This is a genomic window from Paenibacillus sp. J22P218 (assembly GCF_056269195.1).
This window is the reverse complement of the sequence record NZ_JBWDNL010000003.1, coordinates 689,141-715,525: the sequence shown is the minus strand read 5'-3', so window position 1 is coordinate 715,525 and position 26,385 is coordinate 689,141. Positions and strand designations below refer to the sequence as shown.

The 26,385-nt window shown below is 50.9% G+C and carries 20 protein-coding genes; 19 read left to right on the top strand and 1 reads right to left on the bottom strand.

The window, feature by feature from the left end; translation table 11 throughout:
• The first annotated feature begins 25 nt into the window (after positions 1-25).
• From AC0YN0_RS17810 to murQ, 8 genes are all read left to right on the top strand, one after another.
• Entirely contained in the window at positions 26-583 is a 558-nt protein-coding gene (locus tag AC0YN0_RS17810; RefSeq protein ID WP_475822452.1) for a RidA family protein, read from the top strand.
• Positions 584-635: 52 nt separating this feature from the next.
• Positions 636-836, top strand: coding sequence for a twin-arginine translocase TatA/TatE family subunit (locus AC0YN0_RS17805; protein WP_475822451.1), 201 nt, complete (start codon positions 636-638; stop codon positions 834-836).
• A gap of 254 nt (positions 837-1,090) precedes the next feature.
• On the top strand, positions 1,091-2,404 hold the full coding sequence (locus AC0YN0_RS17800; protein ID WP_475822450.1) for an ABC transporter substrate-binding protein: 1,314 nt from the start codon (positions 1,091-1,093) through the stop codon (positions 2,402-2,404).
• Positions 2,405-2,471: 67 nt separating this feature from the next.
• On the top strand, positions 2,472-3,371 hold the full coding sequence (locus AC0YN0_RS17795) for a carbohydrate ABC transporter permease (protein WP_475822449.1): 900 nt from the start codon (positions 2,472-2,474) through the stop codon (positions 3,369-3,371).
• A gap of 15 nt (positions 3,372-3,386) precedes the next feature.
• Positions 3,387-4,208, top strand: coding sequence for a carbohydrate ABC transporter permease (locus AC0YN0_RS17790; RefSeq protein WP_475822448.1), 822 nt, complete (start codon positions 3,387-3,389; stop codon positions 4,206-4,208).
• 34 nt (positions 4,209-4,242) lie between these two features.
• On the top strand, positions 4,243-5,094 hold the full coding sequence (locus tag AC0YN0_RS17785) for a MurR/RpiR family transcriptional regulator (protein WP_475822447.1): 852 nt from the start codon (positions 4,243-4,245) through the stop codon (positions 5,092-5,094).
• A 25-nt stretch (positions 5,095-5,119) separates the two neighbouring features.
• Positions 5,120-6,103: an N-acetylglucosamine kinase gene (locus AC0YN0_RS17780; protein ID WP_475822446.1), complete on the top strand. Its 984-nt coding sequence runs from the start codon at positions 5,120-5,122 to the stop codon at positions 6,101-6,103.
• A gap of 69 nt (positions 6,104-6,172) precedes the next feature.
• The gene (murQ, locus tag AC0YN0_RS17775; RefSeq protein ID WP_475822445.1) at positions 6,173-7,096 is read left to right on the top strand and encodes an N-acetylmuramic acid 6-phosphate etherase; all 924 of its coding nucleotides are present in this window, start codon (positions 6,173-6,175) and stop codon (positions 7,094-7,096) included.
• Between the two features lie 88 nt (positions 7,097-7,184).
• On the opposite strand, the gene AC0YN0_RS17770 is transcribed toward murQ, so the two are convergent.
• Positions 7,185-7,814 carry a YfbR-like 5'-deoxynucleotidase gene (locus AC0YN0_RS17770; RefSeq protein ID WP_442052296.1) on the bottom strand — a complete coding sequence of 210 codons (630 nt, stop codon included), beginning with the start codon at positions 7,812-7,814 and terminating at the stop codon, positions 7,185-7,187.
• Between the two features lie 239 nt (positions 7,815-8,053).
• On the opposite strand from AC0YN0_RS17770, the gene AC0YN0_RS17765 reads away from it, so the two are divergent.
• The 11 genes from AC0YN0_RS17765 to AC0YN0_RS17715 all read left to right on the top strand — a co-directional run bounded on the left by AC0YN0_RS17765 (position 8,054) and on the right by AC0YN0_RS17715 (position 26,345).
• Positions 8,054-9,835: a sensor histidine kinase gene (locus AC0YN0_RS17765; protein ID WP_475822444.1), complete on the top strand. Its 1,782-nt coding sequence runs from the start codon at positions 8,054-8,056 to the stop codon at positions 9,833-9,835.
• Positions 9,832-11,211, top strand: a complete 1,380-nt coding sequence (locus AC0YN0_RS17760; RefSeq protein WP_475822443.1) for a helix-turn-helix domain-containing protein — start codon at positions 9,832-9,834, stop codon at positions 11,209-11,211. The genes AC0YN0_RS17765 and AC0YN0_RS17760 overlap by 4 nt, the downstream gene beginning before the upstream one ends.
• A 169-nt stretch (positions 11,212-11,380) precedes the next feature.
• Positions 11,381-13,084 (top strand): extracellular solute-binding protein, encoded by a 1,704-nt coding sequence (locus AC0YN0_RS17755; RefSeq protein WP_475822442.1) that lies wholly within the window; start codon positions 11,381-11,383, stop codon positions 13,082-13,084.
• 66 nt (positions 13,085-13,150) lie between these two features.
• On the top strand, positions 13,151-14,041 hold the full coding sequence (locus AC0YN0_RS17750) for an ABC transporter permease (RefSeq protein ID WP_475822441.1): 891 nt from the start codon (positions 13,151-13,153) through the stop codon (positions 14,039-14,041).
• A 19-nt stretch (positions 14,042-14,060) separates the two neighbouring features.
• On the top strand, positions 14,061-14,945 hold the full coding sequence (locus tag AC0YN0_RS17745) for a carbohydrate ABC transporter permease (RefSeq protein WP_475822440.1): 885 nt from the start codon (positions 14,061-14,063) through the stop codon (positions 14,943-14,945).
• A gap of 84 nt (positions 14,946-15,029) precedes the next feature.
• Positions 15,030-16,442 carry an alpha-amylase family glycosyl hydrolase gene (locus tag AC0YN0_RS17740; RefSeq protein ID WP_475822439.1) on the top strand — a complete coding sequence of 471 codons (1,413 nt, stop codon included), beginning with the start codon at positions 15,030-15,032 and terminating at the stop codon, positions 16,440-16,442.
• Between the two features lie 359 nt (positions 16,443-16,801).
• Positions 16,802-17,002 carry a cold-shock protein gene (locus AC0YN0_RS17735; RefSeq protein WP_337103502.1) on the top strand — a complete coding sequence of 67 codons (201 nt, stop codon included), beginning with the start codon at positions 16,802-16,804 and terminating at the stop codon, positions 17,000-17,002.
• A gap of 76 nt (positions 17,003-17,078) precedes the next feature.
• Positions 17,079-17,297: a cold-shock protein gene (locus AC0YN0_RS17730; RefSeq protein WP_475822438.1), complete on the top strand. Its 219-nt coding sequence runs from the start codon at positions 17,079-17,081 to the stop codon at positions 17,295-17,297.
• Positions 17,298-17,408: 111 nt separating this feature from the next.
• Positions 17,409-19,265: an LTA synthase family protein gene (locus AC0YN0_RS17725; protein ID WP_475822530.1), complete on the top strand. Its 1,857-nt coding sequence runs from the start codon at positions 17,409-17,411 to the stop codon at positions 19,263-19,265.
• Positions 19,266-19,428: 163 nt separating this feature from the next.
• On the top strand, positions 19,429-20,397 hold the full coding sequence (locus AC0YN0_RS17720; RefSeq protein ID WP_475822529.1) for a quinone oxidoreductase family protein: 969 nt from the start codon (positions 19,429-19,431) through the stop codon (positions 20,395-20,397).
• Positions 20,398-20,714: 317 nt separating this feature from the next.
• The gene (locus AC0YN0_RS17715) at positions 20,715-26,345 is read left to right on the top strand and encodes an endo-1,4-beta-xylanase (protein WP_475822437.1); all 5,631 of its coding nucleotides are present in this window, start codon (positions 20,715-20,717) and stop codon (positions 26,343-26,345) included.
• Positions 26,346-26,385: the final 40 nt, after the last annotated feature.

Here is a 26,385-nt window from a genome sequence, read left to right as displayed (position 1 = left end):
TAATAAGTTGGAGGGATTCATACCTATGGCGATCAAGCGCAATATCAAAGTATTGATCGGGACAGCGATTCTGTCCTGCTTCATCGGTGCATCCGTGTACGCAGCAACTGTAACGCCGAATAAATTCCCGTTAACTCCGATACACGAGCCCGAATTTTACGGCAGCCCCAGCTCGTCCATCGCAAGCGCGGTAGCGCTCCCTGCCAGCTCCGCGACGTTCTCCACGAGCGGTACAGTGCCGCCTCTGCTGAACAAGGATGGCAAAACCATTTACGAGCGTTACGGAAATACGGAGAAACAAGCGGAAGGCATCATGAAAAATATTGAAAAACAATTGCAGGATCAAGGACTGTCGCTGAAGGATGTCATCTATCTGCGTGTTTACGTTACGCCGGACGCGGCTCTGCAGGGCAAGTTCGATTATACAGGTTGGTTCAACGCATACGCGAAGTTTTTTAATACCAAAGAAAATCCGACAAAGCCGGCCCGTTCTACGGTAGGCGTCGCGGGACTTGTGAGCGCCGATTGGCTGATCGAGATCGAAGCGGTCGCCGCTTACCCGACACCGCATAACCAGGATTGACCGACGGGCAGTTGCCCGATCTAACCCAAGACGAGGAAGGGGAAATGATTATATGCTGCAAAATATTGGATTACCGGGATTGCTGATGATTTTGGTCGTCGTACTCATCATATTTGGACCTTCAAAACTGCCGGAGCTCGGCCGCGCAGTCGGTCGGACGCTGCATGAGTTCAAGTCATCAGCGAAGGAGCTCGTCTCCGATACGAAGGACGATGTCATCGAAACGCCGAAGGAAGCTGCCAGCAAGGGCTGATGATACAACCTTAATAGGATGAACCCGACCTCTCAGGGTCGGGTTTTCTGTTTTATTGTTTTAATTCACACTTGACAGGTTGGTTAAGTATGAATAAAATAAAGTTCATCAAGCGAGTTCATATTTTTTGGCTCAATATGAAATAATGTTACATTAATAATAATACAAAATGAAACATTATTACAAATGAACCCGCTGACCAGACCGCTGGAAGCTGTGCTTGAAGAAACTGAACCATTACGGAGGGAATGAAAATGAAGAAGGCACTAATAATCGTATTCCTGGTTTCTATGCTCAGCGTGATTCTGGCGGGATGCGGAGGAACGGACAGCAATAACGGCGCGGCGCAGAATCAAGCGGAACCGGCAAGTACGGAAGCCGCACAAGAGAACACGGGCAGCAAGGAGAAATTTAAGCTGAACCTCGCCATCTGGGACGAGAAGCTGAAGGATACCGTCAATCAGGTAATTGAGATTTATAAGCAGGATCATCCTGAGGCGGATGTGCAAGTTACGATAACGCCAGTCAAGGATTATTGGACAAAGACGCAATCGAGTCTCGTCGGAGGCGAGGGTCCCGATCTGTTCATGATGAACGGACCGAACTTCAATAAATTCGCATCGCTCGGCTTGCTCTCAGACCTGCAACCGCTTATTGAGAAAGACGGAGTGGACACTTCGGTATATCCGCAAGGCATCAATGAGCTGTACAAGCTTGATGGACATGCTTATGGCATTCCGTTCTACCTCGGCTCTATCGGATTGTTCTATAACAAGGAGCTGTTCGATCAAGCAGGCGTTCCGTATCCGGATGAAAGCTGGACATGGGACACGCTGAAGGAGAAAGCTGCCCTATTGACCGATAAAGCCGCTAACAAATACGGTTATATTGCGGTAAACGCAGATCAAACCGGCTACTATCCTCTCATCCATCAAGCGGGTGGCAGTGTGATCAGCGCCGATAAAAAGACGTCGGGACTGGATTCCGAGGGCACGATCAAGGCGATTCAATTCATGAAGGATTTGATGGATCAGGGCATTTCTCCTTCCGCGCAGCAGCAATTGGAAACGGAAGCGCTGCAAATCTTCGGCTCTGGCAACGCGGCCATGTATCCGGGAGGTTCGTTCGATGCCTTTAATCTAAACAAGTTGCTCGGCGACAAGCTGGGGGTAACGGTTCTTCCAAGCGGAGAGCAGAGCGGTTTCTATGTGCATGGCTCCAGCTGGGTCATTAATAAGCAGTCCAAGCATCAGCAGGAGGCATGGGAACTGCTGAATCTGCTGGCTGGCAAAGCGGGTCAGGAGCTTCTGGGGAAAAACGCGATCAACTTCCCCGCTTATACGGATTATGTCGATCTGTGGGCGCAGTCGATTCCATCCTTGGACATGAAAGCGTTCGTCGTATCCCTCCCGGATGCGGTAGCTTATCCGGTATCGCAGAACACGTCCGAATGGCAGAAGGTAATGGCGGCATCCATTACGGAAGCATTAACCGGGACTGTTCCGGTCGAAGAGGCTCTATCCAAAGCCGCACGGCAGATGAACGAAATATTGAGCAGAGATAAATAGCAATGAGATTAAAGGAGCCGAAGGGAGCAGCCAAGCGCCTTCGGTTTCCGATCGGGTAGGTGAGCGGATGAAACGAAAATTGGAAATGAGATGGGCGTATCTGTTCATCGCGCCTGCGCTGCTTGGGCTGTCCTTGTTCCACTTGCTTCCGGCGGCTGCATCCCTTGTGCTGTCTTTCACGGAATGGAACGGATTAACAAAGCCGATCTTCGTAGGTTTGGATAACTTCGCAGCGCTGTTTCGTGACACTGAGTTTATTCAGTCGATTCGAAATACCGTTTACTTTACTGTAATTAGCGTACCGGTATCGATCGGACTGGCTACGGTAGCTTCGATACTGCTGAATCAGCGTATAAGGGGATTGTCGCTCTACCGCACCCTTTATTTTGTCCCTGTTGTTACGATGTCAACAGCCGTGGGACTGATCTGGAAGTGGCTGCTTAATGCGGAGTTCGGTCCTGTCAATTACGTATTGGGACTGCTTCATCTGCCGCAGCCGAACTGGTTGTCCGATCCATCGATGACCATGTTATCCATCGTCATCGTCTCGATTTGGTCGACGGTGGGTTACTATATGATTATTTTGATCGCAGGTCTGCAAGGCATATCCGCAACCTATTACGAAGCCGCCGAAATGGATGGAGCGTCGAAGTGGTATCAGTTGTTCCGCATCACGCTGCCGCTGCTGACGCCAAGTCTGTTTTTCGTCCTGCTGATTGCTTTAATAAACAGCTTGCAGCTGTTCGACTATGTATTCGTTATGACAGGCGGCACGACCGGTACTTCGGGACCGAACCCCATGCTGCTGAATTCGACCCGTTCTATTGTCTATACGATCTATGATCAAGGTTTCGTTCTATTCCGAATGGGCTATGCATCGGCGCAGGCTGTCGTTCTATTCACTGCTATCTTGGCGTTCACGTTGGTACAATTCGCGCTTCAGAAAAAATGGGTTCACTATCAATAGAAAGGAGGCGACAAGATGAACCGAATGGCAAGCAAGGTCACGATCCATATCATTCTGATCGCAGGCGCGTTCCTCATGTTTGTTCCGTTCTTATGGATGCTTGACACCGCATTGAAGACGTTCGAGGAGTCGATGCTGACGCCTCCGAAGCTGTTGCCGGATGTGATCCAGTGGTCTAACTTTGCGGAGGTATTCGCGAAAACCGATTATATCCGTTATTATTTCAATACCGTTGTCGTGGCGCTGTCCAAGACAGTAGGGCAGTTGTTCTTCTGCTCGCTTGCGGCATTCGCGTTTGCGACAATGTCCTTCCCAGGTAAGAACACGTTGTTTTTCATTATCCTCTCCAATATGATGGTGCCGAGCCAGATTGTCATTATTCCTACATTTGTACTGATGAAGGAGCTCGGATGGCTGGATTCGTATAATGCCCTTATTGTTCCGGGGCTTGCGAGCGCGTTCGGGATTTTTCTGCTTCGTCAGTTTTTCCTATCTATTCCTCGGGAGCTGGGCGAAGCGGCTCAGATTGACGGCAGCTCTTATTTCCGAATCTATTGGAGTCTGTATCTGCCGCTGTCTCGTTCCGGGCTCGTGGCGCTGGCAATCTTCGTGCTGATTGCGTCTTGGAATGACTTCATTTGGCCGCTCATCCTGACGAATTCTGACGAGATGCGTGTATTGTCGCTGGCGGTAGCTAGCTTCGTTGGTGAATTTTCAACCGAATACCCGCTTATGATGGCGGCAGCCTTCATGGCTCTATTGCCCCTTGTTGTTCTTTTTTTGCTTCTGCAACGTTTTTTCATAGAGGGGATTGCGCTTACGGGTATGAAAAGCTAATGATATTAGGAAGAGGAAAGGCGGTGGAAGCAGAGTGACGCTAAAAGGGATATTAATGAGCATAGAAGGCGCTTACGATTCCTTATCTTCGATGGAAAAGCAGGCAGCCAAATATATACTGGATCATCCGAACGAGGTTGTTAATATTTCCGTCCAAAGCTTGGCGCAGAAGACGAAGGTCGGGGAAGCGACTATTGTCAGGCTGTCCCGTTCGTTGAAATGCAAGGGATTCAAGGAATTGAAGCTGCGCATTGCGGCTGATCTGGCTCTTTCCGATACGAAGCAGGAGGAATACCAGCAGTTTCAAGTCGGAAGCTCGACGGAGGAGCTTATCTCCTCGGTGAGCGGCAGTAATCTGAAGTCCGTACAGGATTCGCTTACGGTGTTATCGCCGGAAGCTGTCGACCAAGCTGTTGGGAAGCTGCTGCAGGCGCGAAAGATTGGGGTATTCGGCATCGGTCCGACTGCGCTGGTAGCGGAGGACTTTCAACTTAAAGCCTCGCGCATTAACAAATGGTGCGAGCTTGGAGCAAGCGGAGATATCCAGGCGATTATCGCCGCCAATCTGACAGACCAAGATGTCGTGCTTGGCATATCGCATTCCGGTCGTACGGAAGAGGTGCTGTATGCGCTTCAGGTCGCCAAGGCGAACGGCGCGGCAGTGATATCCTTAACCCAATTCGGCAATAGTCCGATCGCCGATATGTCGGATATACCGCTCTTCACGAGCACGATCGATCAGAATTTTCGGAACGGAGCGATGGCTTCCCGTATCGCCCAATTAAACGTTATCGATATCTTGTACGTCGGTATGGTTGCGGGCAGCTATGAGGAAAGCATTGCCTCGCTAGACCGTACGAAGCAGGCTGTAAGGCGGAAGAAATAAATGTACGGCAAAGAGGTGCAAGAGCATGACAAGACCGGAGCAGAGTCTATATATTGGCATTGACGGCGGCGGCTCTAAGACTGTATGCGTCATCGGGGACGGTACGGGTCAAGTAAAACATGTGGGTTATGGCGGGGCTACCAACGTCAAATCAAGCACCCGTGCAGAGACGGAGGCTATACTGCTTCAATTGCTAGAGGAGACTCTAGCCCGATGCGGCGCCTCAATGATGGATGTAGCCGGTCTATCGCTTTGCTTAGCGGGCGGACACCGTCCGAGCGACAAAGCCGCGATGAAGGAATTCATGACTCCCTACTTCTCCCGTGAAACTCGAATCGTTGTGCAGAGCGACGCCGCCGCCGCATGGGCTGCCGGTACTTGGGGACAGTCCGGTATTGTATTGATAGCCGGAACCGGCTCTATCGCCTATGGCCGTCTCTCCCCTGAAAGCAGCGAGGAGAGAGCGGGAGGATGGGGATATTTGCTCGGCGATGAAGGCAGCGGTTTCGAGCTGTCGCGAAAGGCGCTGCAGGCCGTCATGCGTCATTATGATGGGCGCGGTCCGGCAACGTCCATGACCGAAGCTGTGCTTGCAAGGCTTGAACTGGATCAACCAGAGGCGCTAGTTGATTGGCTTTATGGCCATCCTGCTATGCGCCGAGAGCTGGCGGCACTGTCCGATATCGTCATCCATGCGGCGATGAAAGGCGATTCCGTAGCCGAGACAATCGTTGCTGAAGCCGCCTGCGAGCTTAGCGAGCTGGTCCGTGCCGTTCGAAAGAGGCTGGGGGATGACAGCCTCCCTGTTATTGCGGCAGGAGGCTTGTTCTCGGCTCCCTATTTCTATTCCGCATTCATAGCGGCCTTGCAGCAGCGTGATGAGGAGGCAGGAGAGTGCCGTCTGCTGACGCTCCCGCCCGCCGTTGGCGCCTATTATTTGGCGCTGCATGAAGCGGGACTTGCTAGCCCGGCAACCGGGAAGATTATTGAAAGCTCGCTGAGGCTGTAGCTTCATTTCATAGCGTGGAGGCATATTTTCTATTGAACTTAAGCTGGCCTAACAGTAGGAGGAGTCAAGATGCAGCAAGAAACGTCATCGTTATTGACTGAGCAGAGCAATGGCAGATCCCGGCACCTGGATCAGCTGCCCGTAGGCGAGATTATCCGCCTCATGAACGAGGAGGATCAGACCGTAGCTTTGCGAGTGAAAGAGGCGCTTCCTCATATTGAGAGAGCGATTGAGCACATTGTTGCGAGACTAGAGAGTGGCGGAAAGCTATATTATTTCGGGGCAGGTTCTAGCGGCCGCATCGGCAGTTTGGATGCTACGGAGTGTCCTCCGACGTTCGGCGTTGACCGGGAGCTGTTCAATGCTGTCATCGCAGGCGGTCAAGAGGCCATGTTCCAGGCGGTTGAAGACGCCGAGGATGATGAGGAGGTCGGTAAGCTTGATGCCAGGGAGAGGCTTTCGGACAAGGATGTGTTCGTTGGATTGGCCGCAAGCGGAACGACGCCGTACGTGCTGGGCGCGATTAGGGAAGCAAAACGAATAGGTGCGCTGACGGTGGCAATTGTATGCAACGTAGGAACGCCGCTCGGAGAGGAAGCCGATTATCCGATCGAAATACAAGTCGGACCTGAAATCATTGCAGGCTCTACCAGGCTCAAGGCAGGCACAAGCCAGAAGATGGTCGTCAATATGATTTCCTCGACGGTGATGATTCGTTTAGGAAAGGTATACCGCAATCTGATGGTCAATGTACAGGCGACCAATGAGAAATTGCGAAATCGTGTCGTCAATATGGTGATGCAAGCGATCGAAGTAGACGAAGGGACGGCTCAAGGGCTAGTTCAACAGGCAAACGGCGATGCGCGCATCGCGATTCTAATGCATAAATTCGGACTCCCGCCCGAAGAGATCGACGAGCGATTAACGGCATGTAATGGCCATTTTGGCCATACGCTGCAACAGCTAGAACAGCAATATCGCTTGCTTCCATAAAGAATAGCTCCCGTCCAAGGCTTCTCGCTGGTGGAGATGGGAGCGAATCATACGGACAACGCGAAGTTCGTCATCGTTCGCGGTAAGGTTAAGCTCCCAAAGCCTCATTCGTAATTTTCTTAATATCGATAGGAGAATGAGAGCTTTCGTTAACAATATCCGGCAAGATATGCTCCAAAAAGTAATCCACGCAATGCAGCTTTATTTTCTTAATCTTAATAAGCGCTTCGCGGTACATGATAACAAATTCTTTCTCGGTGTTTCCTCGTTGCAATTCGGTCAAAGCTTCGTATACCTGATCGAGCTTATCGGCCACTTCAAGAATGAGCCCTTCGACGGAGTCGTCCTTGCCTTCGCGCAGCTGTCTGAAGAAGATCGGCTTGAACTCCTCCGGAATATTTTCCTCAATAAAGAGTGCAATCATACCTTCCTCTACCTGCTGCAGCATGCCGCGAAGCTCCAGCGAAGAATGCTTGACGGGCGTTTTGATATCCCCGATAAAGATTTCGCCATAGTCATGGCTGCTCGTAATTTCGTAAAGCTTCTTCCAGTCGATCGCCACGCCATTGCTTTCCTCGATGTCGGCGAGCGTCTTGGCGTATTGGACAACCTTCCAAGAATGAGCGGATACGCTGTGCTCTTCGAATTTAAATTTCCCTGGACAACGAATAATACGTTCGAGATCGTTAAGAGATTGAAAATACGTATGAATTCCCACGACATATCATTCCTTTTCCAAATATAATGTGCGGCATTACGGTCAGTATAGTGCTCATTTGTTAATGGGCGATTAATTGCAATCAGGAAATATATGAAAACTACATGTATTAAAAATTGTCCCCCTCATTCCGTATGATTTTCATACCTCATCCACATCGTTTCAAGCTATGATATCATTAGCGGGTATTGTACCCATTCAGCATGATTCGTACAGGAAAGGGTGGTATTTCCACACTTATGCGAATGAAACGATTAAACAATGTAACGTTCAAAAACAGAATTATTTTTATCTTTTTGATAAGCAGTTTAACCCCATTCATCTGTTTGGGTTTCATATCGTTTTACACGATCGATTCCATCATTGGCAATAAGGTGGAGAGCGCGCTGCAGAGCAATCTGAAGCAGGACCTGTTGACGCTGGAGAATGCGCTCAACAATCTCAATCACGTATCGCAGCAGTTTGCTTATGGCGGAGGCACGATTAAGCGGCTTGAAGAGCTCGAGACGGAACAGGAGCCATACGAGAAGCTGCGATTGAACAATGAAATTCGGAGCGAATTGAACAATATTACGTTTTCGAATCCGAATATCGGCTTGCTGATGTATTACGATGCCGAGAATAAGGAGTACGACTTCGAGAACTTCCGCGTTCGCGGCGATTTCCAAACGGATAAACTGCCGATCTTGGCTCAATATTCGGAGATCACGTATTATGGACCCCATATCAGCTACAATGGCTCGATTAATCAATATGTGTTCAGTATTATGCGTAAGGTTAATTTGCCGGATAAAGATATGTATTTATACATTGAGTCAGGCCGAAATGCGCTTACTTCTTTGTTCGCTCCGCAGAATCGGAAGGAAAGCTCGCGCCGCTTGCTGCTGCTTGATCCAACGGGAAAGATTGCATTCAGTGAAGTATCGGACTCTTTTGCCGTGCAGCGCCTATTCCCGGAGACGAATCCGAATGTGTTATCCGGCTATTCCGGCGGTTACTTTTGGAACAAGGAAGTAAGCAATCAGGGGTGGAGCATCGTATCCGTCGTTCCTGAGAAGGAGCTCAATCAGGAGCGAAACCGATGGCTTCTTCAAATATCGGGTATTTTCTTCTTGTTCATTATTGTGGCTTTGTTCTTTGCTTGGCTGCTGTGGAAGATGGTCTATCGGCCGCTCGATAAGTTCCACCGGGAGATAAAGTCGCTCATTCATTCGAATGAGGGCGAGCATAAGGAGCAGACCTATATCCCGGAATTCGATTATTTGCTATACCAGACGCGCAGCATGAAACGGAAGATCTGGGCGCTCTACGAGGAAGTGGAGCAGAAGGAGAAGCGTAGAGCCGACCTGGAGGTAGAGAAGCTGTTGTATCAAATTAATCCGCATTTCTTGATGAATACGCTCGATACGGTTCACTGGCTTGCCGTCATGAATGGTCAGAAGGATATCGACAAGCTTGTGCTCAGCCTGAACAAGCTGCTCTATTATAATCTCGGCAAGATGGGCGAGACGTCCACGATCGGCAACGAGATTGATGCGCTTAAGGAATATTTGCAGCTGCAGCAAATTCGTTATGACTTCCAGTTCGATGTCGATATCGACGTGGACGAGAAGAGCTTAGGGCTGCCGAGCCCTCGTTTCCTGCTGCAGCCGATGGTGGAGAACGCTCTCTATCACGGAGTGAGCGACGACGGCTATATTTATGTCGGCGTGATGCTCCAGGAGGACGGACTTCTCATTACGATTCAAGATAACGGAGCGGGCATGACGAAAGAGATGATTGATCAGCTTTTGGACGACGATACAGAAGTAAGCGATAAGGTTGGAATGGGGATCGGCATGAAATACGTGAAGCGGATTCTAAAGGCCAATTACGGCACTGAGTCCAAGCTTCAGATAAAGAGCGAGCAGGGTAAAGGAACGATCGTTTCCGTACGTCTACCATTGCCTGCCGCTGCCGCCGATTCTGAGTCGCATGCCGCCATAGAAGCACCAGCACCAGGAGGTGAGCACCCCTTATGATCCGATTATTAATCGTGGACGATGACAAGCTTGTGCGTAAAGGCATCATATCCTCGATGCCATGGCAGGAATTCGGCATGGAGATCGTAGGCGAGGCGAATAACGGAGAAAACGCGCTCAAGTTTATGGAGTTGAATCCCATTGATCTGTTGATGACGGACTTGTCCATGCCGGTCATGTCCGGTATCGAGCTCATGCGAATCGTTCGGGAGAGATTCCCTTCGGTGCAGATCGTCGTGTTGTCGCTGCATCAGGATTTTGAATATATACAGGAGGCGCTGCGCCTAGGGGCCATTGACTATATAGCGAAAACCCAGCTTGAGCAAGAGCAGTTCGAGGAAGTGCTCGGCAGGATCGTCAAGCTGATGGAACGCAAGGATGGATTGAAAGCTGCTGCCGAGCATCAGGTGGACATGGCGACGCCAGCAGGCGGTCATCTATATGTGTATTATGCGCTAAGCGCAGGCTCGGAGGAACTATCGGCGGATCAAGCCATTACTAGCAACGCGGCGGAGGCAGGCCCTGGCATTTGGTATACCTCGGAACCGCTGCCGCGGGCGACTGTGCCGAATACGAATATGGTCAGCATTCAATTCAGCGGTCTGGAAGGTATAGACCATAAGTCCATCATGCAAATGATTAGGGGATATGCCAAAAAGGATCTTTTCTACGATTATGAGCCCGAGAATGGCTTGCACCATATCGATGCGGCGAACTATATGAATGGGGACAAGGCAACGAGCGGTATTCCGCTCGATCAGATGAAGGAAAAGTGGGGAGCGGCGGATTGGATTTATGACGATGCAGTGTTCAGGTCGCATCTATCCGAGCTGAAGGAGCTGAAGATGCCTCCGGTACGCCTGGCCCGTATTTTCTACTCCTTATCTGACGAATGGAACAGGTTGTATCAAGCGATTCTGACGGAGCCGATCGCCATCGAGGATTTTTTTCCGAGCTGGTTCAGCTTCGAGCGGTGGCTTGCGGAGGTGCGGGAGCGGATCAGCCGCGCGGGCGCCAAGCCGCTATTTTCCCCGGAAATTCAGAACAGCATCGTGAAGGCAATGAATCTCGCGCAGCAGAACATTGGCGAACCGATCTCGTCTTCGGAGATCGCTCAGATGGTGAATATGAGCGGCAGCTACTTCAGCCAATGCTTCAAGCAGTACGTGGGCCAGACGTACACCGATTATGTGCGGGAAATCCGCATGGAGCGGGCGAAGGAATATTTGCGGAGCACGAACAAGACGATTCAGTGGATCGCCGAACAGATCGGATACAGCGACGAGAAATATTTCAGCCGTCTGTTCCGCGAGCATGCCGGCGTATTGCCAAGCGAGTATAGGCAAATGCCCGAGAACCAAAGAATGAAACTATAGAGGGTAGATAACGTGCGAAAAGAGGATAGACATTTTTCGCGCGTTTCTTTATGCGGTAATGAAAATTTCTACCCTGATTGCGGAATGCTCTCTATCTCGAGGCCGAACGTACCCGTGCTATATTGAGTTTGTCGAAGGAAACAATGACGATTACCAAAGGGGGATTCACATGAAGAAAGCCATATTAACGATTTTGGCTATGATGACCGTGACGGCTAGCGTAGCCGCATGCAGCGGAAATAACAACAAGCCGGATGCAGCGACGGATGCGCCGGCGAATAACGGAGGAGCGACTAACGCACCGGTCACGGAAGAGGTCATCGATCCGTTCGCGAAGTTCGATGAGGCGACCGAGGTTTCCATCGGCCGCGCGATTGACCCGAACTATAAGTTCGACGGCAGCGATACATCGGAGGACAACGTCTACACTCGCTGGCTGAAAGATAAATACAACATCGTCGTGAAGCATGCATGGGAATCGGCTGCAGGCAATGACTATCAACAGAAAGTGAGCCTCGCAATCTCCAGTAACGACTTGCCTGACGCGATGGTCGTCAATGAAACGCAGCTTCGCCAAATGGTCAAAGCGGGCCAATTGGCTGATCTTAACGAAGTATACGGTAAGTATGCAAGCTCGGAGCTGAAAGCGGTTTACGACTCCAACCCGGGTCTGCTGGACAGCGTAACGTTCGACGGCAAGCTGTACGCATTGCCTGAGACAACGCTTCCTTCCGCGCCGCTCACTTGGATTCGCAAAGACTGGCTCGACAGTCTGAAGCTTGAAGCGCCGAAGTCGCTCGAAGATCTTGGCAACATCGCCAAAGCGTTCATCGACAACAAGATGGGCGGAGAGAACACGGTAGGTATCGTCGGTACGCAGCAAGGCGGTTCGCTATCTTCCAACTTCCTTAATTCAACCGACCATTGGTATAACTTCTCCCCGTTGTTCTTCGCCAACGATGCGTATCCAGGTATCTGGGTGAAGGATAAGGACGGCAATGCGGTATACGGATCGACGACGGAAGAAACGAAAAAAGCGCTCGGCATGATGAAGGACTGGTACGCAAACGGCATTTTGGATAAAGAGCTTGGCATTCGCAAATCGACGGCCGAGGTTGTGGCAAGCGGCCAAACCGGCATTTTCTTCGGCCCATGGTGGTCGGCTTACAACTTGACGGATTCGATGGCTAACGATCCGAAAGCGAACTGGAGACCTTATGCGGCTCCGCTTAACGAAGCAGGTAAGTTCAACTCTAACCAAGCGACAGGCAGCAACTACATTGTTGTCAGCAAAAACGCTAAGCATCCAGAGGCTGTTATCAAAATGCTGACGCTTCACAAATGGGGCAAGGACGAAGAATTCAAGACGCTGACGGAAGGCAAGGAAATGACGTCCCAACAGGTACCGTTGTTCCTGATCCTTGGCGCGGGCGATCAATTGGAATACGCGGTTAATAACCTTCGCAAGTTCTTGAAAGATGAAATCAAGCTTGAGGACTTCGACAATGTCAACTACGGATGGGCTTTTGAAATGGCTAATCACGCCAAAGCCGTTAAGCTTGATCCGGTAGACAATTACGATATCCAGTACTTCGATCAGAAGACGGATGCCGGCTTCTTCAATCACATCTATGCGCATCTGAACGGCGGCTCGACGTTTGTAGACGCGGATATCAACTGGGTACGCAGTATCGCGACAGCACAGACCAAAACGATGGAATCCAGATGGACGAATCTGAAGAAGCTTGAAGACGAGACGTTCCTCAAAATCATTATGGGCAGTGCCGATCTGAGCGCATTCGATGAGTTCGTAGCGAAGTGGAAAGATCAAGGCGGCGACAAAGTTACGGAAGAAGTTAATGAATTGAAATAGGTGATTGGAATAAGACGGGCGTTCGTCGCCCGTCTTTATCTTTCAAATAAGGGAAGTGGAGAGAGAATGTTACACAGAAGCTTTGCCAAACATTTCTACATCATGCTGATTCCCGGACTCTTGTGGTTAATCTTCTTCAATCTCTACCCCATGTACGGCGTCTTAACGGCGTTCAAAGAGTTCAATCCCGGCATGGGCATTTGGAAGTCGCCATGGATCGGGTTGGAAAACTTCAAGTATATGTTCGAGCTGGACGACAGCAAGCTGATCTTCCGGAATACGGTCGTTATCGCGTTCGCGAAGATGGTCGGCAACCTGATCGTTCCGCTTGTTTTTGCGCTGATGCTGAACGAAGTGAAAAACCGCTTGCTCACGCGTACGGTTCAGACGATCGTTTATCTGCCGCACTTCCTGTCATGGGTAATCGTAGCGGGCATGATGCTCGATATATTCTCTTACTCGGGGCCCATTAATCAGCTCCTGAGCGCTATCGGGATCGAGCCGATCTTGTTTTTCGCGGACGCGAAGATCTTCCCGGCGCTTGTCGTCGGAAGCGACGTGTGGAAGGAATTCGGCTTCAACGCCATCATCTTCTTCGCTGCGCTTACTTCTATCAATCCCGAGATGTATGAAGCGGCAGCCATTGACGGTGCTTCGCAGTGGAAGCGGCTTACGAAAATTACGATTCCGAGCATTCTCCCCGTAGCTGCTTTGCTGGCTACGCTCAGCCTGGGCAATATTTTGAACGCGGGCTTCGATCAAATCTTCAATATGTACAATCCATCGGTCTACTCGACGGGAGATATTGTGGATACGTGGGTGTTCCGGGCAGGTCTCATCGACTTCCAGCACGGTCTCGCTACGGCGGTAGGGCTATTGAAATCGGTTGTCGGACTTATTCTTATCTCGGTTTCGTATACGCTGGCTTACCGGTTCGCGAATTATCGAATATTTTAAAGGGCGGGAGTGAAGAGACATGATAACCGAACGTTCGGTGTTTTCCAGAGTGTTCAACGGCCTGAACCTCATATTGCTTATCATCCTTATGCTGCTGTGCCTGCTTCCGATATGGTACACCTTATCCATATCGCTAAGCGATAAGGCGGCAGCGTCGGCGGGACAAGTGTTCCTGTGGCCGAAAGGCTTTACGTGGGGCTCCTATATGACCATTATGGAAGACGGACAATTTTTCAAATCGTTTTTCACTTCGGTGAAAAGGGTTGTGTACGGCACGGCTATCGCATTCTTCGTTATTTTATTGATGGCTTATCCGCTGTCGAAGACGCCGAAGGAGTTTAGGCCAAGAAATATGATCATGTGGCTGCTCGTCTTCGCGATGCTCTTCAATGGCGGCTTGGTGCCTTGGTATTTGACGATGCAAACGCTTGGCATGACGAATAACATTTGGGGACTCGTGCTTGGCGGCGGCCTGCCCGTCTTCAACGTCATCCTCGTGATGAACTATTTGCGCAATATGCCGAAGGAAATGGAAGAGTCGGCGATGATCGACGGTGCCGGACCATGGCGCATCTTGTTCAGCATCTGCCTGCCTCTATCCGTACCGGTGCTGGCTACTATTATGGTGTTTACGATCGTGTACCATTGGAACGAGTTTTTCCAGGCGCTTGTCCTTATGAACAAATCCGAGCATTATCCGCTGCAATCGTATATTCGGCAAGTGGCTGTCGTAATCGATCCGACGAGGATGGATGAAGAATCGGTTAAGCGGATGTCGGTGTTGTCCAACCAGACGCTTAATGCGGCGAAAATCTTTATTTCCATGCTGCCGCTGCTCGTTATTTATCCGTTTCTGCAAAAGTATTTCGTCAAAGGAATCACCCTAGGCTCTGTCAAAGGGTAATGGCGTCGACTGCAAATGCCATTTGGAGATGACATGGCATTTCAATTATAGATTCTATTCACGGCAGTGAAGGAGGGGAAGTCGATGCCAAGGAGAGTGAAATGGTTGATTGCTCTACCGTTGATCGCTTCGCTATTGGGGTTGTCTGCTTGTTCAACGGGAAATGCGGATCAGCCTAAGGAGCCAAGTGAGGAGGTGGCAGCCGTGGTGAAACAAGTGGTACCCGTTCCCGAGTGGGCGGCCAAGTCCGTCATGTACGAGGTCAATGTGCGGCAGTACACGAAGGAGGGCACTTTCAAGGCGTTCGAGGAGCATCTGCCGCGTCTGAAGGAGCTTGGGGTGGACATTTTATGGTTCATGCCGATTCATCCGATCTCTAAGACGAATCGGAACGGAGCGCTTGGCTCGTATTATGCGGTGGACGATTACAAGGCGGTTAATCCGGAATTCGGCACCGATGAAGATTTCAAGGCGCTCGTCGACAAAGCGCATGAGATGGGATTTAAGGTGCTGCTCGATTTGGTAGCCAACCATACCGGCTGGGATCATGCTTGGACGGCCAACAAGGATTGGTATACGCAAGACGAAGCGGGTAATATCGTGATGCCGCCGGGTACGAACTGGGCGGATGTCGCCGATCTGAACTATGACAATGCCGACATGCAGGCAGCTATGCTTGAAGGCATGAAGTATTGGGTGAGCGAATTCGATATCGACGGCTATCGCGCCGATTATGCCGGCGGCGTGCCCAAAGCGTTCTGGGAGCAGGCGCGGCTGGAACTGGAGAAGCTGAAGCCGGTCTATATGCTGGCGGAGGATGATCAGCAGATCAGTCTGCTGAGCCGCGCTTTCAATGCCAATTACGGCTGGCAGCTGTACAATATGATGAATCGAGTGGCCAAAGGGCAGGGCAATGCGAAGCAGATCGCGCTGTACGCAGATCGGCTCGCTGCGAGTTATCCTGCAGGCACGTACGCGCTCAACTTCACGTCCAACCATGACGAGAACTCATGGATAGGGACGGAGTATGAACGGTTGGGGGATGCGGTTAAGCCGATGACGGCGCTAAGCTTCACGCTCCCGGGTATGCCGCTTATCTATTCGGGGCAGGAGGCGGGTCTTAATAGAAGGCTGCTATTTTTCGATAAAGACGAGATCACATGGGATGAACTATCCATGCAGCCGTTCTATAAGCAGCTTGTGGATTTGAAGCACAACAATCCGGCGCTGTGGAATGGAAGCGCAGGTGGAGATTACCGTTCGCTTGAGGGCGGGGAAGACAGATTGCTTGCCTTCGAACGCACGAAGGACGGCAATACGGTTATTGTGCTCATGAACCTGTCCGCCGACAGCGTGACAAGCACCGTCCAGCTTGGAGCTTCCGCAGGTGCATATCTAACGCTTGGCGGCGATGATGCGCCGGTCGAGCTGCAAGCGGAGCATGCGGTAGATTTGGCGCCGTGGGCGTATGAGATTTACGTAAAGTCCGATTCATAGAAGCGATCAACGGATGCGGTTCGTGCATAGCGACAGCCGTTGCCGTCTACGCTTGTAAAAAATAAAATATTTTACAATGGGTACCATTGGGATTAGCTATTATCGGCCGGATAGAGTATAATCCATATATAGAACGCGTGACCGAATTCACATATCGTAGTGGGTTATTCATTCGAAACAATAACCTAGTACGATATGTGAATTTTTTGTTTGAAACAAGCGTAAACGGCTGTCGCCTTCCTTTGGCGGCAAAAGCTCGTTTCGTGGAGATATATAAGCACATTTACAAGTGAAAACTTATAAGTTCTTATATATTGAAATAAGAAGGTCATGTAAATCAATCAAAGGTGGTAATAAGAATGGAACAAGGAACAGTGAAATGGTTTAACGCGGAAAAAGGCTTTGGCTTTATCGAAATCGAAGGCGGCAACGACGTATTCGTGCATTTTAGCGCAATCGTTGGAGACGGGTACAAAGCATTGGACGAAGGCCAACGCGTCGAGTTCAATGTCGTTCAAGGCAACCGCGGACCGCAAGCCGAAAACGTCGTAAAACTGTAAGGAATAATGAAATGCCCCGAACGTATCGTTTGGGGCATTTCTTTTTTTACTACATTTGTTGCTAGTAGGAAGAGGGATGCCTATGTATTATTCTCGAAGGAGATTGCAGGAAGATTTGCCGGAAGAGTTAACCTCCATCTGGTCATGTACGGGAGATAGCTGTTCGGGATGGATGAGAGATAATTTCACGTTTTCCATCGTGCCTCTATGCCAACAATGCAAATCCGAGATGGTAAAAAGCGAAAAAATGCTGGCAACCGTTGCGAATACGAGCCCTAACCAGCTCAAACGGTAAAAATCAGCAAGGTTGTGAATCTTTTCGCACAATCCAGCAACATCCATTTACCTTCTCTTCAAAAAGGAGTATTCTTCTTGATGCTATGGGAAGGGGTGACTGGAGTTGTCTATGTTAATGAGACTGCTCAATCGGAGATTTATTTATTTTACAATTATTCTTATATTAAAGGGTGTTCTCGCTTGGGACATCGTATTCCAAGAGGGTCCTTCATGGAACATGCTCATAACGGAGGTTCCGTTCTTCTGGATCGTGTTCTGCTTGATCGAATGGCTAGCCAAGAAACGCAAGATGCTGTATTACATGATAGTGAACTTGATGTTCACGCTGCTCTATTTTACCGTACTCATGTATTACAAATATTATGGCATCATCGTCACGTATCATGCGTTCAGCCAGGCCGATAAGGTGACTAAGGTCGGCAACAGCACGTATTCGCTGATGGACCCTTATTATTTGCTCATATTCTTAGATATAATCGTGCTTGCCGTTATTTTGTGGAGACCGAAGCATGTGCGTATACGCAAGTCGATCAGCATGAAAACGTTCCGCGGACCCGTGCTGCCTATTGTATTCGCCGTATCGATCGCGCTTTGCCTCTTCAGCGTGTGGCCGAACCGGGCCAGCATGAATGAAAGCAAGCAAGCGAATGAAATGGGTATTCTTAATTACGAGGTGTTCACGATATTCGCTGACAGCTTGGAGGCTGAGGAGCCGGTGGAGATGGAGAACATTTCCCAGGCAGCCATCGACGAACTGAAGGGCATTCAGCAGCCTGTGACGCAGGCGGAGACCCCGAAATATTGGGGAGCGGCCAAAGGGAAAAATGTCATTATTCTTCAGATGGAGTCGTTCCAAAACTTCCTGATCGGTGCGAAAATCGACGGTCAAGAAATTACACCGAATTTGAATAAGCTCGTAAGTGAAGAATTTCACTATAACCATTTCTACACGATGGTCGGATCTGGAACGACATCGGATGCCGAATACGTAGTCAACACGTCGCTTTATGTGCCTCAGCATGAGGCTGCCACACAACATAATGTAGACAAAGCTCTTCCGAGCTTGCCGAAGCTGCTTCATGCGAATGGGTATACAACGGCAACGTTCCATACGAATAAGGTCGAGTTCTGGAACCGCACGGAGCTGTATAAGGCGCTCGGCTGGGATCGTTACTACGATCAGGCTTTCTTCGGCGACGAGGACCACGTAGCGTTTGGCTCGTCCGATGAGGTTCTATATGCGAAGACGATCGACGAGCTTGTGAAGATGGATCAAGAAGAACAACCTTTCTACGCGCAGGTTATTTCGATGAGCGCTCATCATCCGTATCACATTCCGGAATCGAAATATCGTATGACGCTTCCAAGCAAGTACGATGATACGCTCGTGGGCAACTATATTCATGCGCAAAATTATGCCGATTATGCGCTTGGACAGTTTATCGCAGACTTGAAGGAAACCGGGCTGTGGGATAACAGCGTTGTGTTAATGTACGGCGACCATCAAGGGCTGCCGCTGTACTCGCTGGACGGCAGCGAGAAGAAGCTGATCGAGGAATTGATCGGGCATGAATACGGATATACGGATATGTTCAAAATCCCGCTGATTATGCATGCTCCAGGCGTTACGTATCCAGCGGTGATGGAGCAAACCGGCGGTCAGATCGATATTTTGCCGACGGTTGCGAACTTGACGGGCGTGTCGCTGGACAATCAAATTCATTTTGGCCAGGATTTGCTCAATCAGAGCTCCAACCTGCTGCCGATGCGGCATTTCTTGCCGAGCGGCTCGGTCATTACGGATACGGACGTATTCCTGCCGGGCATCGGGTTTGAGGACGGCGTGAACTACTTCTTGCTCGACAATAGCGAGTCGGAAGCGGGAACATCGGAGGAGCAATACAATCGAGCACTTGAGCTGCTTCATCTGTCGGACAGCTATGTGTCGCAGCTGCCGAATAAATAGTGTACAGGGCATAATAAGGAGGATGTGGAGACACATCCTCTTTTTTTTGCAACCAAACGTAAAAGGTGTTTCAACAGCCTGCGAATGAAGGATTGTCTCGAGAGGCATATTGGAATAGAAAGTAGTTCATGATTAATAATGCGGAGGCACTAGGATGAAAAGCATGAAGGCATTAGTGTTTGATGCGTTTGGCGGGCCGGAGGTGCTCAAATACAAGGAGATTCCCGCGCAGAGTCTTAAGCCGGGAACCGTATTGGTGCGGATGAAGGCAGTGGGTTTGAATTACGCCGATATATACCGCAGGCGGGGCAATTATCATTTGGCGGGGAATCCGCCTTATATATTAGGTTATGAGGGAGCGGGTATAGTAGAGGAAGCCGAGGCAAATGCTGCAGGCCTTAAGCCGGGTGACCGAATCGCTTTCTGCGATGTGCCGCATGCCAATGCGGAACTGGTCCTGGTACCTGTGGAGAAGGCAATTCCACTGCCTGATCATATCTCGTTCCAGACGGCTGCGGCGGTACTGTTGCAGGGCATGACCGCGCATTATTTGACGCGCGACAGCTACCATGTGCAGCAAGACGACGAAGTGCTTGTTCACGCTGCGGCCGGAGGCGTCGGTCAACTGCTGGTGCAGATGGCGAAGCGGCAAGGGGCGCGTGTGCTTGGGATTGTCTCATCGGAAACAAAGAAGGAGGCAGCTCTGGCAGCCGGTGCCGATGAAGTGTTGCTCTATAGCGACAGTTGGGTGGAAGCGGCCAAAAGCTGGTCAGCCGTTGGCGAAGGGGTAAAGGTTGCGTATGATTCCGTCGGCTCAACTTTAATGGACAGCTTTGCGGCTGTTCAGACGAAAGGAACGGTTGTCTTCTACGGGATGGCTGGAGGAGATCCGGCCTTTGTGGATCCAAGAATGCTTATGGATACGTCGAAGACGTTAACCGGCGGAGATCTATGGAACCATGTCGCCTCCCTTGAAGACCGCGTGCGCCGGGCGGATGAATTGTTTGGCTGGCTTCTGGATGGGAGTCTGAGGCTGGAGACGCCAAGAGCTTTTCCGCTTGAAGAAGGCTCGGACGCCCATCGTCTGCTCGAAAGCCGCAAAAGCATAGGGAAAATCATCCTAATTCCATAAGGCTCACAAACCCGACCCCGTTGGGACGGACTGTTTCTGAGAGGCGATCATCTTGTCATGCTTAAGATACGGACGCGAATGATCCGGCGATTAAGATTTGGTTGGATTTTATATAGATACCGAAAGCAATGGCGGCATCATGGAGTTGATTCTCCCTGTGCCGCCTTTATTTATTACAAATTTTCGCAGAAACATCTATAGTTTTTAGGGTTAATAGGGAGCGGAATTAGGTTTACGATGGATTTGGGGATTGCTGCTTTTTTAGTTTATGAAAGCGCTACCTTTCTCACATCCATGCATAAGGGGGAAGAAGTGGAATGCGAAGAAAGTTGAAGGTTTATTTATCCTTGCTGCTTGCGGTTGCCTTATTGTTGCCGCAAGTATGGACGGGCGAATCCGCTCATGCGGCCGCAGTCGGAGAGGTCGTGCTTGCCAATAATTTCGACACGAATACAGACGGCTGGTTCAAGCGGGGTTCGGAAACAGTTGTACAGTCGACCTATACGGCGCACGCTGGGGCAGGCAGCCTCAAGACGACGGGGAGAACGGAGAACTGGAACGGTCCGGGCGCGTACTTGGATACGTTGGTCAAAGGGGCGACCTACGAGTTGTCCGTATATGCCAAGCTGCTGGAAGACACGGCTGGCGAAGCTACACTGGAGATGAACGTGAATCAAGAGGGTCTGCCGGCTGGCGATTCGGCTGCTTATAAAGCCGTACGTGCGGAGACGGTTACCGCCGGCGAGTGGGTAGAGATTAAAGGCAATATCACCTTGGATCCTCGGGCGACTAAGTATCAATTGTACGTTCAAGCTTCGGGCAACGCTACGGTATCGTATTATATCGATACGTTCAAGGCTAAGCTGGTTGCGCTGCCAGTGACGGATCCGGTTACGCCGGAGGCTACCACAGTGCTGAGCCAAGACTTCGAGGATGGCAGTACGGGCGGGTGGCTGCCGCTATCATGGGGCGGCTCGGGCACCGTTGCCATCTCGCAAGATCAAGCATCGTCGGGAAGCCGCTCGCTCCGATTCTCGGGGCGCACAACGAAATCGGCCAGTCCGAGCCTTAGTATTCTCAGTTATTTGCAGCAAGGCCGAACGTATGATATTTCACTCAAAGCAAAGCTGGGAGAAGGCTCAGATAAACTCCATGTGACGTGGAAAAACGGAAGCGCCTTCGATTGGCATATGGGAGAGAGTACGGTATCGAGCACCGAGTGGACAACGTTTAGCAAAACAGGCTATACGCTTCCGACGGGATCATCGGAGCTACTCCTCTATATAGAGACCCTAGCATCTACTGCGGATATCTATATCGACGAAGTATTGATCAAGGATACTACGCCGCAGACTGTAACGAAAATTGTGGACCAGGGCTTCGAGGACGGTGAAATAGGGGAATGGGTTCCTCTTTCATGGGGCGGTTCGGGCAGCTTGTCCGTCAGCACGGATACGGCTTCTGAAGGGACGCATTCGTTGAAATTTGCCGATCGTCTGACGAAGAGCGCAAGTCCAAGCATAAGTATTTTCAATAAGCTTCAGCAGGGACACACGTACGATATATCGCTCAAGGCAAAGCTAGGCGAAGGCTCGGACAACCTCCATGTGACGTGGAAGAACGGAAGCGCTTTCGATTGGCATATGGGGGAGAAGACCGTTACAAGCACGGAGTGGACAACGTTTAGCAAAACAGGCTATACGCTCCCGTCCGGCACGGCTGAATTGCTTCTTTATATCGAGTCGGCCGCATCCATCGCGGATATCTACATTGACGAGTTCGTCATTGTCGATGTGACGCCAGGTCAGACCGAGCCTGATCCCGATCCAAGCACGCTCGATCAGACAGGCATCGCCACTGGGTTTGAAGACGGACAAGGAGACTGGGTACGAAGAAACGGTGATGGCAATATTGAAGTATCCTCCGACGATAATCATACAAGCGGAGGGGCCAACAGCTTACTGACGACCGTATCGGATCAATATGACGGTCCGCTCTTGAACGTACTTGGCAAAATGCACAAAAACTACGAGTATACGTTGTCGGCTTGGGTGAAGATGGCGCCGGGAGAAGATCCGACAAGACTCCGTCTTAGCGTGCAATCCGGCGACAGCACGTTCACGAACGTATCCGCCAATGCAACCGTAACGGATGCGGCATGGGTACAGCTGTCCGGCAAGTTCTCGCTCAGAACGAAGCCGACCGTACTGAACGCTTATGTAGAAACGGCGGATGATAACGGCGAACCAAGATCGTTTTATATGGACGACTTTGCGTTAACCTATGTGGGTCCGCTCGAAGGAACGCTGCCGATCCAAACCGGGCTCGATAGCTTGAAGGATTTGTACGAGGATTATTTCGAGATCGGCGCTGCGGTCGAGCCAGCTCAGTTCACCGGCACGGCGGATCAACTGCTTAAGAAGCATTATAGCGCTATCGTAGCCGAGAACTCCATGAAGCCGGCTTCGATGAATGCGGCCGAAGGCACGTACAACTATACGGGCGCGGATGCCATTGTGAAATATGCCAAAGACAATGATATGAAGCTTCGATTCCATACGTTGTTGTGGCATGAGCAAGGCGCTGATTGGATGTTGAAGGATGCGCAGGGTGAGTGGCTCGAAGCGAACGAAACGAATAAGGCGCTTGTGCTCTCCCGCCTCAGATCGTATATTCAAGCGGTCGTCGCCAAGTATGCGGATGTCGCCGATTACTACGACGTGGTGAACGAGGTGATCGACGAAGGCCGTCCTGACGGCATGCGCGATACGCACTGGTATCGCATTACGGGTCTCGATTTCATCCGTGTGGCGTTCGAGGAAGCGCATAACGCGGACCCGACCGCGAAGCTGTACATCAATGATTACAGCACGCACAACCCGCAGAAACGCGATTTCCTGTTCGATCTTGTTACGAAGCTTAGAGACGAAGGCGTGCCGATCGACGGCGTGGGCCACCAAACCCATATTAACGTGAGCGGACCTTCCATTCAGCAAATGTCGGATTCGATCCGTAAGTTCGGCGAGGCCGGATTCGACAATCAACTGACGGAGCTCGATATATCCGTTTATACGAACAACAGCACGGCTTATGATCCGATTCCCGAGGACATTCTTGTCCGCCAAGGCTATCGGTACAAGGAATTGTTCGAGGAACTGGTGAAGCTCGACGAGGAAGGCAAAAACGCCGATCCGGACACCGAGGCGTACAATCCGGACGGCTGGATCAGCAACGTAACGATCTGGGGTCTGGCGGATGACCATACGTGGCTGCATAATCGCGGTACGACACGTCAAGACGCGCCATTCCCGTTCGATAAGCGTCATCAAGCGAAATACGCTTATTGGGGAATGGTTGAAGCGGTGAAGGAGGTTGTTCCTTCCAAGCTGCCGCTCGTAACGAAGGAAGGCAGCGCTGCGGAAGGCACTCCGATTATCGATGGGCATACAGATGACGTCTGGAATAAGGTTGCCGCTATGGAAACGGAAAGAACGAGTGCGTTCGGAGCGAGTTTCAAAACTTTATGGGATGACAACTATCTGTATGTGCTAGCTGATGTGCAAGACAGTGTTAAGACGAGCGAAGACAAAGCGGAGCTGTTCGTGAAAACGGACGATGGCTTCACGAAATATGAAATTGCTCGTGAAACATCAGACCAAGTTACCGAGAAGATAGGCGGTTATATCGTCGAAACCGCTATTCCGCTCAGTGGCAATACGGTCGGCAAAACATTGTATTTCGACATCCGCTTGACGACCGGCGGCGCGCAGGACGGTACGGAGCATGGTCAGAATGGCGCAATCGTTTCCTGGAGCGATGGGCGCAACATTCAGCACCAGGATACAGCCGGTTACGGCTCGCTGACGCTGGTTGCCGCTCCTAAGTCGGCACTGGCGGTGAAGGGAACTCCGGTTATCGACGGTGAAGAGGATGCGGAATGGGCCAATGCTGCCGAGCTTGAAACGGCATTATGGGTGCAAGGAACAAGCGGATCGACCGCGAAGTTCAAGACGCTGTGGGATGAGCAATACCTATATGTCTATGCGGTCGTAACCGATGCAGTATTAAGCGATGAAAGTCAGCAAGCGCATGAAGAGGACTCCGTGGAAATCTTCGTCGACCAGAACAACGGCAAATCGCCGTTGTATCAAAACGATGACGGCCAGTATCGGATTAACTTCAACAATATCAAAACGGTGGGCGGTCACGCTTCCCAAAGCAATTACGAGACGGCAACGAGGCTTGTGCCTGGCGTTGGTTACGTCGTAGAAGCGGCGATCCTGCTCGATACGATTACCCCTGCGGAAGGTACAGTCATCGGCTTCGACTTCCAGGTTAATAATGACGAGGACGGCAATGGTACGAGAGACAGCGTTGCGAATTGGGCGGATCCTTCGGGCCAATCCTACCAGGATACTTCCAAGCTCGGTGTGCTTCAATTCGTGAACAACGCGGATACGGCTCTGAACCCGCCGGCGAATGTCACGATTCGCGCAACATCCTATAATAAGCTCGAAGTCAAATGGGATGCTGTCGATCAAGCGGCAGGTTACAACGTATATCGCGCAACGTCCGAATCCGGACCGTTCGTGAAGCGGAATGCCGCTGCAATCGAAGCGGAGACCTACCATGATTCCAATCTAAGCACATCGACAACGTATTACTACAAAATCTCGTCGGTTGATGCGAACGGACTTGAATCACTGTTGTCTGATGCCGTGTCCAAGCGCACAGGTAACGCGCCTTCTGTCGATCCGGTCAATCCGAGCAGCCCGGAGGATGGTTCAGGCAGCGGCTCGAATGACGCGATTGTTCCGACGATTGCATCAGGCGGACGCGCTCTAGGCATTATCAGCAACGACTTGTTAGGCGGCCAATTAGCTGAAGCTGGGAATAATGCCGACGGCGTGAAAGAAATCGTGTTCGAGCTGCAGCCTGCAACGGGCACGAACGGCTACGCGATCCAATTGCCGACATCGGCTTTGAGCGATGATGAGGAATACGTCATTTCCATCAAGACGGATATGGGCATCATTCAGTTACCGAGCAGCATGCTCGCAGGTATGGATATCTCGTCCGATACGGTAACGATCGTGTTCAGTCCGGCAAGTCTAGAGGACGTAAGCCAGGCTGTACGTGACGAAATCGGCGATCGGCCGGTGTTCGATCTGCATGTGCTTGTGAACAATCAAGTTGTGACATGGAGCAACGATAATGCTCCCGTAACGATTATCGCTCCGTACGAGCCTACGGCGGAAGAGCTTGAATCGCCGGGCAACCTTGTCGTTTGGTACGTGGATGACAACGGCGTCGTAACGGCAGTCCCGAACGGACACTATGATGGGAAGACTGGAAGCATCGTGTTCCATACTACGCATTTCAGCATGTATGCTGTTGCTTACGTGGAAAGAAGCTTCGAAGATATCGGGCGTTATGGATGGGCGCAATCGGCAATCGATGCACTGGCAGCGCGCGATATCATTAATGGCACGTCCAGCACTACCTATTCGCCGGCTGCCAACATGAAGCGCGCAGATTTCTTGCTCCTTCTCGTTCGAGCTCTTGAGCTTAAGAACGATGGCGGAACGGCATTTGCAGACGTTGCAGCAACGGCTTACTATTACGACGCGGTCCGCATTGCGAAAGGACTTGGCATTGCGAGTGGCGATGGCAATGGACGCTTCAACCCGAACGCTCCGATTACGCGTCAGGAAATGATGGTGCTGACGGCACGCGCGCTCGAAGCGGCGGGACAGCGGATTAACTCCGAAGGATCCTTGGCTAGCTTCTCGGATGCTTCCGAAGTCGCGGACTATGCGCGTGAAAGCGCAGCGGCACTCGTCGCTTCCGGTATCGTGAACGGTATCGGCGGCGCGCTTGAACCGGGCGGCCTTCTGACTCGCGCGCAAGCTGCGGTCATTCTGCATCGCCTCTTAGGACTCGTATAGTTTAGTTTTTAAGCGATGCAGGTCTCCCTTTCGGAACACC